This window comes from Pseudomonas sp. NFR09 (assembly GCF_900111535.1).
In the GTDB taxonomy this organism is placed as follows: domain Bacteria; phylum Pseudomonadota; class Gammaproteobacteria; order Pseudomonadales; family Pseudomonadaceae; genus Aquipseudomonas; species Aquipseudomonas extremorientalis.
In genome coordinates this window covers 144,427-163,236 of record NZ_FOIH01000014.1, presented here as the reverse complement: position 1 = coordinate 163,236, position 18,810 = coordinate 144,427, and the positions used below count along the sequence as shown (strand labels likewise).

At 59.7% G+C, this 18,810-nt stretch carries 8 protein-coding genes; 3 read left to right on the top strand and 5 right to left on the bottom strand.

Annotation, left to right across the window (positions count from 1 at the left end; all coding sequences use genetic code 11):
* Positions 1–41: 41 nt before the first annotated feature.
* The 5 genes from BMX59_RS26625 to tpx all read right to left on the bottom strand — a co-directional run bounded on the left by BMX59_RS26625 (position 42) and on the right by tpx (position 9,743).
* The gene (locus tag BMX59_RS26625) at positions 42–1,511 is read right to left on the bottom strand and encodes an efflux transporter outer membrane subunit (protein WP_092249070.1); all 1,470 of its coding nucleotides are present in this window, start codon (positions 1,509–1,511) and stop codon (positions 42–44) included.
* Positions 1,508–4,615: an efflux RND transporter permease subunit gene (locus BMX59_RS26620; RefSeq protein ID WP_071490593.1), complete on the bottom strand. Its 3,108-nt coding sequence runs from the start codon at positions 4,613–4,615 to the stop codon at positions 1,508–1,510. Before BMX59_RS26620 ends, BMX59_RS26625 begins: the two co-directional genes overlap by 4 nt.
* Positions 4,612–7,713, bottom strand: a complete 3,102-nt coding sequence (locus BMX59_RS26615) for an MdtB/MuxB family multidrug efflux RND transporter permease subunit (protein ID WP_092249068.1) — start codon at positions 7,711–7,713, stop codon at positions 4,612–4,614. The genes BMX59_RS26620 and BMX59_RS26615 overlap by 4 nt, the downstream gene beginning before the upstream one ends.
* Complete coding sequence (locus BMX59_RS26610) at positions 7,710–9,011, bottom strand: MdtA/MuxA family multidrug efflux RND transporter periplasmic adaptor subunit (protein ID WP_093127672.1); 1,302 nt, start codon at positions 9,009–9,011, stop codon at positions 7,710–7,712. The genes BMX59_RS26615 and BMX59_RS26610 overlap by 4 nt, the downstream gene beginning before the upstream one ends.
* A 231-nt stretch (positions 9,012–9,242) precedes the next feature.
* Positions 9,243–9,743, bottom strand: coding sequence for a thiol peroxidase (gene tpx / locus BMX59_RS26605; protein ID WP_092249064.1), 501 nt, complete (start codon positions 9,741–9,743; stop codon positions 9,243–9,245).
* 158 nt (positions 9,744–9,901) lie between these two features.
* Here tpx and BMX59_RS26600 point away from each other — a divergent pair, with 158 nt between their 5' ends.
* The 3 genes from BMX59_RS26600 to BMX59_RS26590 all read left to right on the top strand — a co-directional run bounded on the left by BMX59_RS26600 (position 9,902) and on the right by BMX59_RS26590 (position 18,711).
* The gene (locus BMX59_RS26600) at positions 9,902–11,191 is read left to right on the top strand and encodes a glycosyltransferase (RefSeq protein WP_092249062.1); all 1,290 of its coding nucleotides are present in this window, start codon (positions 9,902–9,904) and stop codon (positions 11,189–11,191) included.
* Positions 11,192–11,263: 72 nt separating this feature from the next.
* Entirely contained in the window at positions 11,264–12,169 is a 906-nt protein-coding gene (locus BMX59_RS26595) for an AraC family transcriptional regulator (protein ID WP_071490598.1), read from the top strand.
* 140 nt (positions 12,170–12,309) lie between these two features.
* On the top strand, positions 12,310–18,711 hold the full coding sequence (locus BMX59_RS26590; protein WP_093127665.1) for a hypothetical protein: 6,402 nt from the start codon (positions 12,310–12,312) through the stop codon (positions 18,709–18,711).
* The last annotated feature ends 99 nt before the right edge of the window (positions 18,712–18,810 follow it).

Here is an 18,810-nt window from a genome sequence, read left to right as displayed (position 1 = left end):
TGTTCATCACAGCAAGCCCACCCATTGGATCGAGTTGATCTTCAGTTTTTGTCGGCGATCGGTGTCTGTCCATCCCAGCCACCGCCCAACGCGGCGATCAATTGCACACTGGCCACCAGGCGCGTCTGCAGCAAGGTCAGCACCGTGCGCTCGTTGCTCAGGGCCGTGGCCTGCACAGTGACCACATCCAGGTAGGCAATCAGCCCGGCCTTGTACTGGTTCTGGGTCAGGCGCAGCGACTCACGCGCTGCCGCCAGCGCTTCGTTGCTGACCACCGCCTCGTCCTCCAGCACCTTGAGCTGCACCATGTAGTTTTCCACTTCGCGGAAACCATCCAGCACGGTCTGGCGGTACTTGGCCACCGTCTCGTCATAGGAGGCTACGGTACGGTCGACTTCCGCCGAGCGCTGGCCACCATCGAACAGCGTCATGGCCAGCTTGGGCCCTACCGACCAGAAGCGGTTCGGCAGGCTGATCCAGTCGGCGTACGTGCTGCTGGAGTAACCACCGGCCAGGCTCAGGGTCAGGTCCGGGTAGTAGGCGGCCTTGGCCACGCCGATATTGGCGTTGGCGGCGATCACCGAGCGTTCGGCCGAGGCGATGTCCGGGCGACGCTCAAGCAGTTGCGACGGCAGGCTCACCGGGATCTGCGGCAGCGCCGGAATGTCCTTGCTCACCGCCAGGTTGAAGTTGGCCGGCGCCTCGCCAATCAGTACCGCAATCGCGTTTTCCAGCTGGGCGCGCTGCCAGATCAGGTCGATCAGGCTGGCCTGGGTGGTCTTGAGCTGGGTCTGCGCCTGGGCCACCGCGTCCTTGCCGGAAACACCGGCGCGGTACTGGTTTTCGGTCATTTGCAGGGAGCGCTGATAAGTCTCCAGGGTCGCTTGCAGCAGGCGCGTCTGTTCATCCATGACGCGCAGTTGCAGGTAGCTTTGCACCAGTTCCGACTGCTGGCTCAGGCGCATCGCCGCCAGGTCCGCCGAGCTGGCTTCGGCACTGGCCTCATTGGCTTCCAGGCCCCGGCGCAGCTTGCCCCAGATGTCCGCTTCCCAGCTCACGCCCAACTGCGCATTGAGGGTGTCGCGGATACCGCTGCTGGAACTGCTCAGGCTGGCGCTGCTGCTGCCGGTGCCCTGGCTGGCGCGGGTTTTCCCGGCGCTCAGGTCGACGGTGGGGTAAAACGCCCCACGGGAACTGCGCACCAAAGCCTGGGCCTGGCGAAAGCGCGCTTCGGCCTGGGCCACGGTCTGGTTGGAACTGTTCAGGCGCAGCACCAGCTCATTGAGCTGGCGGTCGCCGTACAACTCCCACCAGGCACCACGGGCCAGAGAATCACTGGGGGTGGCCTGACGCCAACCCTTGGCTTCCTTGAATTGCGCCGGCTCGACCACTTCCGGGCGTTTGTAGTCGGGGCCGACGGCGCAGGCGCTGAGCAACACGCCGCAGAGCACCAGGCTCGCCACGCGGGAACCACGGAACAGGGCCAATCGGGCAAAGGTTGAATCGGTCATAGCGCAGTGTCCAGGGCAGCATCGGTACGCACGCCGCGCCAGGCGTTGAAGCGGTGGCGCGCGCGGTCGAGATAAAGGTAAACCACCGGGGTGGTGTAAAGGGTCAGGACCTGGCTGAACACCAGGCCACCGATAATGGTCAGGCCCAGGGGACGGCGCATTTCCGCGCCATCGCCAGCACCCAGCAGCAACGGCAAGGCGCCGAGGATTGCTGCCAGGGTGGTCATCAGGATCGGGCGCAAGCGCAGCAGGCAGGCACTGCGAATCGATTCGAGCGGCCCCATGCGGTCATTGCGTTCCAGCTGCAGCGCCAGGTCGATCATCAGGATCGCGTTTTTCTTCACCACCCCAATCAACAGGAACAGGCCCAGCAGGGAGATCAGGCTGAACTCGCCTCCCGTCAGGTAAATGGCGAGCATGGCGCCGACACCCGCCGAGGGTAAGGTCGAGAGAATGGTCAGCGGGTGAATGTAGCTTTCGTACAGAATGCCCAACACCAGGTACACCGCCACCAGCGCGCCGAGGATCATGAACGGCTGGCCCTTCTGCGTGGCCGCGAAGGCATCGGCGGTACCGGCCATCTTGGCAATCACGTCTTCCGGCAAGCCGACCTTGGCAATCGCCCGTTCGATGGCGGCCGTACCCTGCTCCACCGTCACGCCGGGCGCCATGTCGAAGGCGATGTCTTCCGAGGCGAACTGGCCTTCGTGGCTGACGCGGTCGTCGGCCAGGCTGTTCTCATAATGGGCGATGGTCGACAACGGCACCCGTGCGCCCGTGGACGTGATCACCTGCATCTGGTTGAGGGTGATCGGGTCCTGGGCATATTTCGGGTTGACCTCCATCACCACCTGATACTGGTTGAGGCTGTCGTAGATGGTCGAAATCTGCCGCTGGCTGTAGGCGTTGTTCAGTACGGCGGTGACCATGTTCATGTCGATCCCCAGGCGCTTGGCCTGGTCGCGGTCGACAATCAACGTGACCTGCGCCGCACCGCGACCTTCACGGGCGTCGATGGCGGTGAGTTCCGGCAACTCGCGCAGCGCCGCGACCACTTTCGGGTACCACAGGCGCAATGCCGCCAGGTCGCCGCTTTGCAGGATGTAGGAATACTGCGCACTGGTCTGGTCGCGGCTACCGCCGAATTGCAGGTCCTGGTCGGCCATCAGGAACAGGCGCCCGCCCGGCACCAGCGGCACATCCTTGCGCAGACGCTCGATCACCGCCTGGGCAGAGACCTTGCGCTCGCTGATGGGCTTGAGGCGGACCAGCATCACCGCGTTGTTGGTGCCGTTGTTGCCGCCGATGAAGCCGGCCACGCTGAGCACCGCCGGGTCCTTGAGCACCGCCTTGCGGAAGGTCTCCATTTTCGGCTGCATCACGCTGAACGACAGGCCGTCGTCACCGCGCACAAAACCGATCAATTGGCCGGTGTCCTGCTGGGGCATGAAGGTTTTCGGCACCACCACGTACAGCGCCACGTTCATGCCGATGGTCAGCAACAGGCTGAGCAGGGTCAGGCGCCGATGGCGCAGCACCCAGTCCAGGCTGGTGGCGTAGCCGGCGACCATGCGGTCGTTGATCTTCTGGCTCCAGCGTTGCAAACCGGTCATCTGCGTTTTGACGTGGGGTTTCAGCCAGCGCGCGCAGAGCATCGGGGTCAGGGTCAGCGAGACAATCAACGACACAATGATCGCCGCCGACAGGGTGATGGAAAACTCGCGGAACAGGTTGGTGACAATCCCGCCCATGAACAGGATGGACAGGAACACCGCCACCAGCGACACGTTCATCGACAGCAAGGTAAAGCCGACTTCCTGTGCGCCCAGATACGCCGCCTTCATCGGCGGCACGCCTTCGTCGATGTGCCGGGAGATGTTCTCCAGCACTACGATGGCATCGTCCACCACCAGGCCGGTGGCCAGGATCAACGCCATCAGCGAGAAGTTGTTCAACGAGAACCCGTACAGGTACATCACCGCAAAGGTGCCCACCAGCGACACCGGCACCGCCAGGGTCGGGATCAGCGAGGCGCGGAAATTCCCCAGGAACAGGTACACCACCAGGATCACCAGCCCCACGGCAATCAGCAAGGTCATCTCGGCTTCATGCAAGGTGGCGGTGATCACCGGCGAGCGGTCCATGGCCAGGCTCAGCTTGACGCTGGACGGTAGCACCGCCTGCAACGCCGGCAACTGCGCCTTGATCTGCCGCACCGTCTCGATGATGTTGGCACCGGACTGGCGGTTGATCACCAGCAGTACCGCCGAGTCGTTATTGAAGAAGCCGCTGTTATAGCGGTCTTCCACACCGTCGCTGATCTTGGCCACATCCCCAAGGCGCAGGGCAGCGCCGTTCTGGTAGCGAATCAGCAGCGGCTCGTAGTCCTTGGCCTTTTCCAACTGGTCGTTGGCCTGGATCTGCCAGTTACGCTCATTGTCTTCCAGCGAGCCCTTGGGCCGGCGCTGGTTGGCGTTGGCGATGGTGTTGCGCACATCATCGAGGGCCACGCCGTACTGGTCGAGAGCCTTGGGCTCCAGCTCGATGCGCACGGCCGGCAGGGAGCTGCCGCCGATCTGCACTTCGCCCACACCCGGAACCTGCGAGAGGCTCTGGGAAAGAATGGTCGAGGCCAGGTCGTACAACTGGCCCTTCTGCAACACGTCCGAGGTCAGCGACAGCACCATGATCGGCGCCTGGGACGGGTTGATCTTCTTGTAGGTGGGCATGCTGCGCATACCGCTGGGCAGCAGGTTGCGCGAGGCGTTGATCGCCGCCTGCACTTCCCGCGCCGCGCCGTTGATGTCGCGGTCGGAATCGAACGCGAGGATCACCCGGGTGGAGCCCTGGCTCGACGAACTGCTCATGGTGGTGATGCCGGCAATCGCGCCGAACGAACGCTCCAGCGGCGTGGCCACGGTAGACGCCATCACTTCGGGGCTGGCGCCGGGCAAGCTGGCCGATACCACGATCACCGGAAAATCGATCTGCGGCAGTGGCGATACCGGCAGCAGGTTGAAGCTGACACCGCCGAGCAACAGGATCGCCAGGCTCAGCAGCATGGTCGCGACCGGCCGGCGGATGAAAGGTCCGGACAGGTTCATGACTCAACCGGCTCCAGGCTTTGCGGCTCTTTGCGCCAGCGGCGGCCAAGGCGATCGAAGTACAGGTAGATCACCGGAGTGGTGAACAGCGTCAACACTTGGCTCACCAGCAGACCGCCGACCATCACCAGGCCCAGCGGTTGGCGCAATTCCGCGCCGGAACCGGTGGCCAGCATCAACGGCACCGCGCCGAACAACGCCGCCAGGGTGGTCATCAGGATCGGCCGGAAGCGCAGCAGCGCCGCCTGGTAAATGGCGGTCTGCGGGTCGAGGCCCTGGTTGCGTTCAGCGTCGAGGGCGAAGTCGATCATCATGATCGCGTTCTTCTTGACGATACCGATCAACAGAATGATGCCGATGATCGCGATCATGCCCAGGTCATTGCCGCTGAGCAGCAAGGCCAGCAAGGCTCCCACCGCCGCCGATGGCAAGGTCGAGAGAATGGTGATCGGGTGGATATAGCTCTCGTAGAGCACACCGAGCACGATGTACATGGTGACCACCGCCGCCAGGATCAGCAGCAAGGTGCTCGACAGCGACGCTTCGAACGCCTGGGCTGCGCCCTGGAACTGAGTCTGCACGCCCACCGGCATACCGATGTCTTTCTGGGTCTGGTTGATCAGCTCCACGCCTTTGCCCAGCGCGACGCCGGGGGCCAGGTTGAACGACATCATCACCGCCGGGAACTGGCCGATATGGGCAATCGCCAACTGCGCCTGACGCTGTTCCACATGGGCCAGGCTGGACAAGCGCACCTGGCCGCCATCGGTGGTTTTCACGTGGATCTGGTTCAGCGCGTCCGGCCCGAGGGTTTCGCCGGACTGGGCCTGCAACACCACGCGGTACTGGCTGGCCTGGGTGTAGATGGTGGAAATCTGCCGCTGGCCGAAGGCGTCGTACAGGGCGTCGGTGATGGTCGATACGCTCACGCCCAGGCGCGAGGCCGCATCGCGGTCGATCACCAGGTACACCTGCAGGCCTTTGTCCTGCAGGTCGCTGGCCACATCAGTGAGTTCCGGCAACTGGCTGAGCGCATGCACCAGCTTGTCGCTCCACAGCGCCAGCAGCTCGGCGTCCGGCGAGGACATGCTGAACTGGTACTGGGTACGGCTCACACGGTCTTCGATGGTCAGGTCCTGCACCGGCTGCATGAACAGGCGGATGCCCACCAGCTTGTCGATCTGCGGCTGCAAACGGGTGATCACCTGGGCTGCGCTCAGGTCACGCTGGCCGTGGGCCTTGAGGTTGATCAACAGGCGCCCGCTGTTGAGGGTAGCGTTATCGCCGTCCACACCAATATATGACGACAGGCTTTCCACCGCCGGATCGGCCAGGATGATCTTGGCCAGCTCCTGCTGGCGCTGGCTCATGGCGGCGAAGGAAATCGACTGCGGCGCTTCGGAAATGCCCTGGATCACGCCGGTATCCTGCACCGGGAAGAACCCCTTGGGCACCACCAGATACAGGAATACAGTGAGGCCCAGGGTGGCGATGGCCACCAGCAGGGTCAGTGGCTGGTGCTTGAGCACCCACTGCAACATGCTCCCGTAACGCGCAATCAACCAATCGATCCAGGCACCGCTGGCCTTGTAGAAACGCCCCTGCTCTTCCTCCTTTGGCTCACGCTTGAGCAAGCGCGCGCACATCATCGGCGTGAGGGTCAGGGACACCACCAGGGAAATCAGGATCGCCACCGCCAGGGTAATGGCGAACTCACGGAACAGGCGCCCGACCACGTCGGCCATGAACAGCAGCGGGATCAACACCGCAATCAGCGACAGCGTCAGGGAAATCAGGGTGAAACCGATCTGCTTGGCGCCCTTGAGCGCGGCGGCCAATGGTGTTTCGCCTTCCTCGATATAGCGGGAAATGTTCTCCAGCATCACGATCGCGTCATCCACCACGAACCCGGTGGCGATGGTCAGCGCCATCAGCGTCAGGTTGTTGATGGAGAATCCGGCCAGGTACATCACGCCAAAGGTGCCCACCAGCGACAGCGGCACGGCGATGGACGGGATGATCGTGGCACTGACCCGGCGCAGGAACAGGAACGTCACCATGACCACCAGGGCGATGGCGATAAGCAATTCGTGTTGCACATCCTTGACCGAGGCGCGGATGGTCTGGGTACGGTCGGTGAGCACCGTCACATCGAGGCCGGCCGGCAGGTTGTCGGTGATGCTGGGCAGCAATGCCTTGATGCGGTCCACCACCTCGATCACGTTGGCACCCGGCTGGCGCTGGATGTTCAGCAGCACCGCCTGGTTTTCATTGGCCCAGGCGGCAAGGCGTTCGTTTTCAGCGCCGTCGACGATCTGCGCCACGTCCTTGAGGCGCAATGGCGCGCCGTTGTTGTAGGCCAGGATCAGTTCGGCATATTGCGCGGGCGAGACCAACTGGTCGTTCGCATCGAGCATCGACACACGGGTCGGCCCGTCGAAGTTGCCCTTGGGCTGGTTGACGTTGGACGCGGCGATCAGCGTGCGCACATCGGACAGGTTCAAGCCGTTGGCCGCCAGGGCCTCGGGGTTGACCTTGATGCGCACCGCCTGGCGCTGGCCGCCGGCGATGCTGACCATGCCGACGCCGCTGATCTGCGCGATTTTCTGCGCCATCCGCGTATCCACCAGATCATTGAGCTTGGGCAGCAGCATGGTCTTGGAGGTGATCGCCAGGGTCAGCACCGGGGTGTCCGCCGGGTTGACCTTGTTGTACACCGGCGGCGCCGGCAGATCCTTGGGCAGCAGGTTGGTGGCCGCGTTGATCGCGGCCTGCACCTGCTGCTCGGCGACATCCATATTGATATCGAGGTTGAAACGCAGGGTCAGCACCGACGCCCCGCCGGAACTGGTGGAGGCCATCTGTGTGAGGCCGGGCATTTGCCCGAACTGGCGCTCCAGCGGTGCAGTGACCGCACTGGTCATCACGTCCGGGCTGGCCCCGGGGTACAGGGTCATCACCCGGATCGTCGGGTAATCCACCTGGGGCAAGGCCGACACCGGCAACAAGCGGTACGCGATGATGCCGGCCAGGACAATGGCCAGCATGCTCAGCGTAGTGGCGACCGGGCGAAGGATAAACAGCCGCGACAGGTTCATGAACCGACCTTTTGCGCCTTGCCGGCGGTGGAACCGGTCTCCCCTTTAGCCGCAGGCTTGCCTTGCAGGTGTTCGGTCGGGGTGGTCGGCACTTCGCTGCTGTCGTTGACCACTTCGATCTCGCTGCCGTCCTTCAAGCGGTCGGTGCCTTCCAACACCACGCGGTCGCCAGCCTTGAGGCCCTCTTTGATCACCGTGTTGTCGCCATCGGAATCACCGACCACCAGGGGCTGCATCTTGACCTTCTTGTCACCGTCCAGCACGTAGACGAAGGTTCCGGTGTTGCCAAACTGGATCGCCGCCGACGGCGCCAGCACCACGTTATGCAGGGTATCGGCCAGCAAGTGCACATTGACGAACTGGTTGGGGAACAGCGCCTGGTCCTTGTTATCGAAACGCGCCTTGAACTTCAGGGTGCCGGTGGTGACGTCTATCTGGTTGTCCAGGCTTTGCAGCACGCCGGTAGCCTGCTTCTTCACGTCGCCACGGTCCCAGGCCTCTACAGGCAGCTTGTTGCCGGCGTGGTAGCGGGTGAGCACGGTTTCCAGGGTGTTTTCCGGCAGGGTGAAGGCCACGCTGATCGGTTGTGTCTGGGTGATCACCGCGAGTGAGGTGGTGTCGTTGGCCGCCACCAGGTTGCCTACGTCGACCTGGCGCAGGCCCACGCGGCCGCTGATCGGTGCGCGGATCTTGGTGAATTCGAGGTTGAGCTTGGCGTCATCCACCGCGCCCTGGTTGGTCTTGACCGTGCCCTGGTATTGCAGGACCAGCGCTTCAGCGGTGTCCAGGGTCTGCTTGGCGATGCTGTCCTGGGCGTACAGGTCGCGGTAACGCTGCACATCGACCTGGGCGTTCTTCAACTGAGCCTGGTTCTGCATCAGCGTGCCCTGGGCCTGGAGCAAGGCGTTCTGGTAGCTGCGCGGGTCGATCTCGGCGAGCAGGTCGCCGGCCTTGACCATCTGGCCTTCCTCAAAGGCAATCTTCACCAGCTCGCCGCCTACCCGGCTGCGCACATTGATGGTGTTGAGCGCGGTCACCGTGCCCAGCGCCTTGTAGTACACCGGGAACTCCCCCAGCACGGCGGGCGCCACGCGCACCGGTACCGGGCCGGCGGAGCCGCCGAACCCCGGGCGCATCATCCCCGTCTTGCCGGCATGGCCCGCGGGCTTTTCGGCGCCATCCTTATGGCTGCCGGGCCAGAACTTCCAGCACAGGCCGGCGATAACCAGCAGCACAAGCAGGCCGAACAGCCAGCGGCGGGACTTACGGGGGGAGGATTGCATGGAGTGATCAACCATTGGGCGCGAGAGCTTCTTCTTTGGGAGGCTGAAAGATAAGCACTGGGGCGCATTTAGAAAAGCGCCTTTACCGGCTATTTACCTTGGGCTTACAACTTTTAACTTCTGATCTTAGTCTGCCCGCTATTTCGCTAAGCAGTTGAGACACAAATAAAAACGGCCTGGACTAGGCCAGGCCGCAATCATGCATCACGCGTGTTACTGCAAAACGACAGTAACGTACCGAAACAGTTACTTCAAAACAGCCAGGGCTGCTTCGTAGTTCGGCTCCTGGCCGATTTCCGCAACCAGCTCGCTGTGCAGCACAGTGTTGTTCTCGTCCAGTACCACCACGGCGCGGGCGGTCAGGCCCTGCAGTGGGCCGTCGGCGAGGGAAACGCCGTAGTCGACAGCGAAGTCGGCGTTGCGGAAGTCCGACAGGCTCAGCACATTGTCCAGGCCTTCGGTGCCGCAGAAACGCTTCTGGGCAAACGGCAGATCAGAGGAAATGCACAGCACGACCGTGTTGCTCAGGTCGTTGGCCTGGGCGTTGAACTTGCGTACCGAGGTCGCGCAGGTCGGGGTATCAACGCTTGGGAAGATGTTCAGAACCTTGCGCTTGCCGGCGAAGGTTTCCAGGGTCGCTTGCGACAGGTCGACAGCAACCAGGCTGAATTCAGGAGCGGTGGAGCCGGTTTTCGGCAGTTCGCCTTCAACCTGGACAGGATTACCACGAAGGGTGACTTGAGCCATGAACAGAATCCTTATGCTGGGTTTGATGAAACGAATTCGAGAGGCGGAAGTTAACCACAAAGTGCGATGGCTACCTACCGCCAGACATAAATTCTCATGCCGCCGGTTATGGTTTAATTGCGCGCCGATCGCCCTGCCCTTCAAGGAACCTGTTGTTGATGAATCAGCCTGCCACCAAAGTCCTGGTCATTGGTTATGTCTGGCCGGAGCCGCGTTCCTCGGCCGCAGGCGGGCATATGATGCAGATTCTTGAGAGCTTTCTGACACAAGGTTGGGACATAACCTTCAGCAGCCCCGCAACCATCGGCGAGCACAAGGCCGATTTGCCCGCGCTGGGCATCGCCGAATGCCTAATCGAACTCAATAACAGCAGTTTCGATGATTTTATCCGCGAACTCGCCCCGGATATCGTGCTGTTCGACCGTTTCATGATGGAAGAGCAGTTTGGCTGGCGTGTCGAGAAACAATGCCCCGATGCCCTTCGCGTCCTGGAAACCAGCGACCTGCAAAGCCTGCGCGATGTCCGGCACCAGCACCTCAAGGACCACCTGAGGACGCATCCAGACAGTAACGACTTCAGCGCCCTGTTCAATTTGGCCCTGGACGAAGAATTCCGGCTAATGGCCGACACTGACATTGCCAAGCGCGAAATCGCCGCGATTTATCGCTGTGACATCAGCCTGATGATCTCCGACGCAGAGGCACGCCTGCTCACCGAGCAGTTCAAGGTGCCCGCCGCCCTGCTCCACTGGTGCCCGCTGATGCTGGAACCGCCGACCGAGCCCTTCGCGCCATTTGAAGACCGCGCCCATTTCCTCAGCATCGGCAACTTCCGCCACGCCCCCAACTGGGATGCGGTGCTGTGGATGAAGAACAGCCTGTGGCCGCTGATCCGCCAGCAACTCCCGGGAGCGCAACTGCACATTTATGGCGCCTACACCCCGCCCAAAGCCACGGCCCTGCACAACCCGGCGCAGGGCTTTCATGTAATGAACTGGGCCGAAGACGCCCTGCAAGTGATGTCCGCGGCGCGCATCTGCCTGGCACCCTTGCGATTCGGCGCCGGAATCAAGGGCAAGCTGGCGGATGCAATGCTGTGCGGCACGCCAAACGTCACCACGCCGATCGGTGCCGAGGCCATGGGGGATGAACAGCCGTGGCCTGGTGCCGTGGAACAAAGCGCCCCGGCCCTCGCGGCAGCCGCGGTGGCCCTGTATCAAGACTGTGAACGCTGGAACCAGGCCCAGGAGGACGGTCGCCGACTGCTGGCCAGACGGTATGACCAGAACATCCATGGCCCGGCGCTGGTGGCCTGCCTGGAGCAGTGCCGCGGGCGCCTTTCGGCCCATCGCCGCGATAACTTCACCGGCAGCATGCTGCGCCACCATGCCCACAAAAGTACGCAGTACATGTCCCAGTGGATCGAGGCAAAAAACCGCAACGTATAAACATCGACGCTGGCGAGGTCGTGCGCAAGGGGGCATTATCCTACGCAGCAACCACAATAAAGCGACGGCAGCATGACCCGAGCAACGCGCATCACCGACCCTTCCTACGAACTGATGGACGACCACAACGGCCTGTCCATTATTTATCGCCAACACGGTTTCCCTTGCCCGCTGGTGCGCTGGCACTTCCACAAGGAATACGAGCTGCACCTGATCGTCGCCAGCTCCGGCAAGGTGTTTATCGGTGACTACATCGGCAACTTCTACCCGGAAAGCCTGTTCCTCACCGGCCCCAACCTGCCCCATAACTGGATCAGCCAGGTGGAGGAAGACGAGGTGGTGCCCAAGCGCGACATGTTGGTGAACTTCACCGATGAGCTGTTCGAGCACGGCAGCCACATCTTCGCCGAACTCAAAAGCCTGGCGCCGCTGCTGGAGCGGGCGCAGTCCGGCATCGAGTTTCGCTGCAAAAAGACCATCGCCCAGGCCATGACCTTGATGCAACGCATCGAGGACGCCCAAGGCATGGCGCGCCTGGGGCACTTCTTTATCCTGCTGGACGTGTTGAGCGCCTGTGAGGACTACCAACTGCTTTCCGGTGTGACCACGCCGCAACTGGCCGATGAACACAGCATCGACCGCACCAACCGCGCCGTAGACTACATTTTCGCCCACTACGCGCGGGAGTTGCCGCTCGAAGAAGTGGCGGAATACTTGGGCATGAAGCCCACTTACTTCTCTCGCGTGTTCAAACAGGCCACCGGGCGCACATTCATCGAGTTCGTCAACCGGTTGCGTATCAGCAAATCCTGCGAGTTGTTGGCCGATGGGGATAAAGCCGTGACGGATGTGTGTTTCGAGTCGGGCTTCAACAATATCTCCAACTTCAACCGGCGCTTCCAGCAACTCAAGGGCATGACCCCTTCCCACTACCGTCGCCTGGCGGTGCAGCGACTGACTGAGCAGAACCTCGCCTGAAACAGCGACGCCTCCCTAGATAGATCTATAGGGGAATTCAAAAGGAACCTAACAGCGCTGGTTGCCACGTAAGAAAAGTGTCTTCCATTTTCCATTGCGCGGAATTTCCTGCCTATATCCGCTGCTGTTGAGGACTTCTTATGATCGGGCTTCCAGTCTCAAACCACCGCACAACCACTGCGCAGCGTGATAACCCGAAACCACCGGCTGGCCCGCTCCGCGTCTCGGTCACCTCCATCGTCATCGGACTTTTCGCTAACCCCATCGACCAACGCCAGACACCTTTCACCCCGCCGGTTGATCTGCCGGATCACACGCGTCAGCGCATTGAATCCTTGCTCAGATTCAGAGCGACAAAAGAACAATCAAGCCTGTTCGAGCAGATCAGGCAACACGTGATGAGTTCGCCTGATCCGCTGGCAGCTCCCGCAGTACGGGCAGAGGTCGAGAAACTTCTTGGTCAGCCAAGTGCGCTCGATCCGCAAAAAAACACCGACCAGTTGATTCAAGAAATCATTGATAGTCCCGTGCCCAGCGCGCCAAAAATTCGTCCTGTTTCTTCGCGCTTACGTCGAGATCTGCAGAACGCGCCCCCCAGCCAGGACACAGGCAACGCCTCGCTGCGCAAGTTCGCCGACACGTTGGTTGACAAGGCTGATGCGGAGTTGGCGATCAATACAGCCTACACCCTGATCAACGCGTTGCTTAACGATAAAGAGCTGGCTCTAAAAGGCACCCAATACACGGTTCACGTCGAGCCCGACTCCACTTTTGGCCTGGCCCTTGCCGAGCTGGATGATGCGCTTCGCTCGGAACCCTTCAAATCGTTTGCCCAAACCCATGACATCGATATTGAATCGTTGGTGATCGACCCCGCCGGGCGCCTCCTCCTGCAGCAGGAGGACCACGACATTGATATCAGCCAGTACGGCAAAGACAGTTTTTCAAAGGCAACATCGGCGGTTTTCAAAGCGGTCACAAAAGTGGCGGGCTCCAGTCGTGAACCTTTCAGATTTTTCGGGCGAGACCGGGCGTTTCCTGAGCTGATTACCAACTTCTATGGCATGCCACTGCCCCATGATTACTCCCGAAACTACAATGAGGATACGTTATTCAACATTGGGCAGTTGATTCGTGAGGGAACATTTCCTTCGCTACGTCATTCCGACCCGCTTTACGAGCAACAGTATGCCCCCGTCAAGCAACGTCAACAGCAAGCCAAGCAACAAATCGTCGATCTGCCAGCGGAGCAACTGGATCAACGCCTCGCTCGCTATGCGCCGTTGACCGCAGCCCAAAGGGTTCAGGAGGCCGACGAGGCGCTGGCATGGCAGTGCAGCGAGACGCTGCTGAAACAATTGCCAGCGCTGAATGGTGGAAATGACAATACGCCACCTATGCTCAATGAAGTGCCCGAGTACTCAACCTTCAACCAAGTTCGCCAGCAGCTTCTGAATGCGTTCACAAGCACCACTTTTACCGACTTTGCGCAGAAACAAGGCCTTGATCCCAAGACGGCCCGCATCAACCCCGACACAGGCACCCTGACCGCCAACGTGAAAGGCGTGGAAATCACGTTCACCCTGAACGATGTGTCAGAAAAGTCAGAAGAGTGGAGTAATGTCTGGCTCAAGATAAAGCAGGCGGTGCAGCAGATGGCCGCAGGCTCTCATGCCAATGTGCACTACCCTGCTCCGCCCACCGCAACACTGAACGAGGTGATGCGTTTCTACAATGAGCAAATGCCCCCTCAGCCAGACACCCGACAACCCGACTGGAAAGAACACCAACTGAACACCTTGCTAAATCGTGGCTTAGCATTGGTTCAAAATCAAACCTTCAGCGCACTGGTCGACACCTCGTTGAACGATCCCCAGTCTGTCGCCGTACGGCAAAACCAGCAGGCCGTGACGCAAATGCTGGCCTCTACGCCGCTCTCCCCCTCGCCACTTGAAAAACTGGCCGCCGCCATCAAAGCCAGCCGGGCGGCGCTTGTGGAAGCTGAGGACACCCCCGAAGACCTTTTGGCGCGCGCCGAAGGTGAGCTTGCCACCACTGTTCATCGTGCAATGCTTGAACTGAAACTCGCCCCCGAACAAGCCGCATCGAAAATCATCCAACTGATACCGCCCAACAGCCTGTTCGGTCAATGGCGGGCCTACCTGCACAAAGCCCTCAATAGCCAGGGTTTCAAGGCGTGGGCGCATGAGCAGAAGGTTGACCTGGCTTCCTTGCGTTATGACCCCACGGACAACGCGCTGGTTAGCAAGGTTGGGGCGCAAGAACAGCGTTTCACTGCCACCGCGTTCGCGCAAAAGTACCCCAATTACTTTGACGCGCTGGCGCCCGTGCTAACCGCAGCGCAGGCATTCGCGAATCAAACACAACCCATTGCACTGCTTCACGCCGAATCCAACGGTGCTCCCTACCAATGGGTGGCCAACTTTTATAGCCTCAGCGACACCCCCGGCAGCACGAGATTTGACCAACAGGCTGCCTTGATGGGCCGCACCCAACAATTTCCCAATCCACCTGATAACCCAGAAAACATAGTGGGCTGGCTGGCCCGGCAAAACACCGCAGTGGGTGACAGCAACGACCGTTACAGACTGATCCAAGCCTTGGAAAACTGGACACCGGACAGCGGCTCCAGGCGCCTTGTGGTCGATCCAGACTCTTCCCATCAACCCAAGGGCGTGACAACGGTTGCCGAATTTATCTCGCACAACAACTGGTACCCAGTGTCATCAAAAGCAGACAACGACAATTTGCTGAAGGCCTTGCAGACGCGGGCTCCCCACTCTCCTCCGCTGGGCAATCGCTGGGGGTTCCTGTCGACGCCACTGCCGCTGAATGCCGCGCAACGCGATGAGCTGGTCGAAGAGGCGAAAAAAAGGATCGGCACCAATAACACGCTCCTCAATTACCTCAGCAGTAGGGTTACCAACCTCAGTACCGATCCTGAACAGGCACTGGAGCAACTGCTTACCTGCAGTGATGCGCTTGAACTCGCCACCGATCTGCAAACCCGCATTAAGGTGGCTGTAACCTCAACCAGCTTGAGGAAGTTGCTTTTGACGTACCTGATACTGGAAGTTGATCCAACGGCCGGCACTCAACACAAGACCATTGCCGGAGCCGATTTGACCGACAACGATAACGTTGGCCGCAGCACTCACCTCAGGCGCGAACGCTTCACGCAACACCTGATTGAGAACAAAGGCATCCCTCGTCACCTTGCACCGGCAGTTGCGCACTTGCTTCTACAAGGGGCGGCACCGCAATTACTGGTGAAGGATGTACCGAAACAAGTAACGCTCGGCTCGCCGGAGGATGTCGAGTTTACGACTGCGGTCAACCGGATCGAATGGACAGCGCCTGGCGCGACCGCAAACATGACGTACCCGGAAATCATGAGTCTTCATAACATCCGGCCTATCTCAGCACTGGAAGCGCAGATATACAGCTACGCGCAAATGAATCCGTTATTGGATTGGGCGGCCATCCATAACAACGTTGATAAGAACAACTACACCCTGGAGCAATTGAAAGACAGCCAGCAGAAACTCCAGGCAGCCACCCAGGCCACCGCCGAAGCCGTCCAGTGGCTGAGAACAGTTGAAGCGCCCAATAGAAGGGACATGGCACTGAAAGTACTAAGAGAACAGTTCGGCAGCCATATCGACTATGAAAAACGCTTTATGATTGAAAACGAACTCGCTGGTTTGATCAGCGGGAGACACTATAGCCTGGCAGAAATCTATGAAGCAGGCAGGCTGGATGAAAGCTGGGGGCAGGAAGGCAATCATGTGGATTTCGACAGCCTGCGTAAAAAGGCCGGGGAACCTGGCTTTCCAGTGATCAACGATGAATTCGACAAGGCTATAAAGGCGGATTTCAATCTTCGCAGGCGGCATACCACGACACTGTTCGAGAACATGCTCAACAAGCTGCCTGTCGAAGAGCGCAAGAGCCTGCTTTATGGCGACGTAGAGTTTTTGAACGTTGAAGGCGCCGGCAGCGGCATGGTGATCACGTCGATCTACAACGGGGCCAGAAGAGATTTTGCGGTTTACCCGACGTGGGGCCAGATTGTAAGAATTGCCGACATTGATCCGGATACCCCCCTAGGCCAAAAAGTCAGCCTGGAAATCGATGCCGAGGCTTTCAAGACCGGCACTGAACCTAAATCGGGGGTTAAATCAGAAGTCGTTTTGAGAGCCACCGATCAACGCCTCCTGGATGACAATAACGAACCCTGGCCGTTACCGGTGTCCTTCCCTGCCCACCAGGAAAATGACGCGTTCTCCCCCCATTATGTGGCTGGAAGACTATCGAAATTGGCCAAAGTGATGGTCGACTCCACATACCTGTACAAATCCGACTTTGTCGACCTTCACCGTAATTGGTCCAGCAATACACTTGAAACGGCCACGCAACCCCGTGACTTCTTCAAGGCCATATGGCACTCCTTGCCCGGCACCAGCAGCTTGGAAGACCTTTATCACGGCCAATTCCTGAAAGCAGGCGTAGACCTTGGCATTGATGTCGCGATCCTTGTTGCCACAGAGGGCGCCAGCAATTTGTGGGGCTTGGCCAAATCTGCTGCATCTTGGGCGGCTGCCAAGGTATCCGCGGGGTTTATCGAGAAGTTTGGCGTTAAAGAGGTTGAAGCAATTGAGCTCAAGGACTTCACGGCTGCCACTACCACGCAATCAATCCGCTCGTTGAGCCGGCTTCAGGATGGCCAGCTAACTGAGCAGACAGCTGACATGGCCAATGGCAGCGTGTGGCTTTCCGGGGCTCAGGACCGGGCCAACATCACCGCCATACGCCAGGGCAATGAGTGGTATGCCTACGACGCAAAGACCATGGCCGCTTATGGTCCTGCGCTTGAGGGTTTTGTGTCTGACACATCCTCGGTCCTGAAACAAGAAACCTTTTCCGACGGCACAAAAGCCCTGGTCACCGAAAAGCCTTTGGCCGCAGATGCCTATACCGTCACGCGCACCCATGGCTTCGACTTGATCAACGAGGGCAAGGTTTACCGCTACGACTCTCGCCAACCAGGCTTGCTACGAGACCTGGAGTCAGCCGACCACTACACGCCGCTGGAAAGCTTTGAAGCCTGGTGCCCAGCCCCCAGTATCGGCGGCCGCGTCAAGCGCGGTGCCAACGACGTCTGTTTTACCAAGTTCATCGAGGAGGTATCCGGCGAATTGAAGCAGGAACTTCAGGCGCTTGAGCACGTGCGCCTGTTTCCCTCAGCGCCGAAGTTCCTGCGCAAGGGCCAGTTTGTGATTTTCGAACGCCGCCGCTGGAAAATGGTCGACGGCGAAAGGGGGCCAAAATTGCATCCGGTGCCTGGGACCAAGCCCATCGTCTACAAATCAAAAATCACCGGCACACTCAAAAATGAACCCGAATTCGGCTTTTTCAGCGCACAACACAGTGAGGGGCTGGAGCGAGAAACACGCGTGGTCAAGCTCAACCGCATCACTGATGCTGTCGACGATAAACGTGAACTGCGTGGGGTGATCGTTAACGACAAGGCACACGGCAGTACCGCCAAATACCTGGTGATCGAGGCGGATACCGCCGAGTTCTACTACGCACGATTGGAGGAGACACCCGGCAGCCAGCTGACGTTCAATAAATGCACGCGTAGGGAGCTGCCGATGGTGAGGGCTTACCGGAATAAATTCAGCATCCGTCAAGGTGCTGCCAACTTACCGTTTGATGCCAATTTCATTGCGCTGCCAAAATTGAAATTTGCCTTTGAAGATCTGGAGCGCACGGGCTACTTGAAAGAGGACATCGATGAGTTAAAAGCAATGTGCAAGAATCTGACGGATGAACAGCAACGCGAGGTTGTCTATCAGCTACAGCGGGCCAAAGCGATTGATAAAGCGGATATTGCCTTGCAACCCAACCAGGTTACCGCGCTGGACCATCCCGCCAACTTCACATCGTGGACCGCTGAACAGCAAAACAAATTCTACGCACAACAAGCGCAAGACAGCGTGAACCGTTCCATGAAAGCCACCGGCCTGGGGCCTGCTAACCAAATGCACTCAAAAGCGGACCTGGCCCGCACTGAGGCCGCAGATATGACGATTAACTGGTTGCGCAACACCGTACCGCCTGGGGCGTTGAACCATCCAAACCTGATTGTGAAGTCCGGGGCTGGAAACTGTGGGGAAATGGCTTTGCTATCCGAAAACATCATCGAAAAAAGCGGAGGAAAGGCCCAAACATGGTATGTGGAAGGAGGCGACCACGTATTCACAGTTGTCGGCGGACCGGCCTCGGGAGGTAAAGCCACCATTGATTTTTCACAATCCGAATGGAAAGACGCCTGGATCGTCGACCCCTGGGCCGAAATTTCATGCAGGGCATCCGAGTACACCGAGTCAGTGAAGAAGAAGATGGCCGAGTGGGACGCAAAAGGCCTGAAAATTCACACCCGTGGCCAATGGCGCAAGCCTGTGGACCCACAGTGGATCAAAGAGCTGACCACGCATGAAAAAAGAGCCTATTAAGTCGTAGCATCGTAACCTGCGAAGACCTGGCCCCACCGCGCTATTCAGGGCGCCAGGTTTTCGGATGCCCGCCGGCGTCAAGCCCCCACCTGAACTCAA

Coding starts and splice junctions, on each gene's coding strand:
- BMX59_RS26600 (WP_092249062.1), top strand. CDS start 9,902: ATGAATCAGCCTGCCACCAAAGTCCTGGTCATTGGTTATGTCTGGCCG.
- BMX59_RS26615 (WP_092249068.1), bottom strand. CDS start 7,713: ATGAACCTGTCGCGGCTGTTTATCCTTCGCCCGGTCGCCACTACGCTG.
- BMX59_RS26625 (WP_092249070.1), bottom strand. CDS start 1,511: ATGACCGATTCAACCTTTGCCCGATTGGCCCTGTTCCGTGGTTCCCGC.
- BMX59_RS26590 (WP_093127665.1), top strand. CDS start 12,310: ATGATCGGGCTTCCAGTCTCAAACCACCGCACAACCACTGCGCAGCGT.
- BMX59_RS26595 (WP_071490598.1), top strand. CDS start 11,264: ATGACCCGAGCAACGCGCATCACCGACCCTTCCTACGAACTGATGGAC.
- BMX59_RS26620 (WP_071490593.1), bottom strand. CDS start 4,615: ATGAACCTGTCCGGACCTTTCATCCGCCGGCCGGTCGCGACCATGCTG.
- BMX59_RS26610 (WP_093127672.1), bottom strand. CDS start 9,011: ATGGTTGATCACTCCATGCAATCCTCCCCCCGTAAGTCCCGCCGCTGG.
- tpx (WP_092249064.1), bottom strand. CDS start 9,743: ATGGCTCAAGTCACCCTTCGTGGTAATCCTGTCCAGGTTGAAGGCGAA.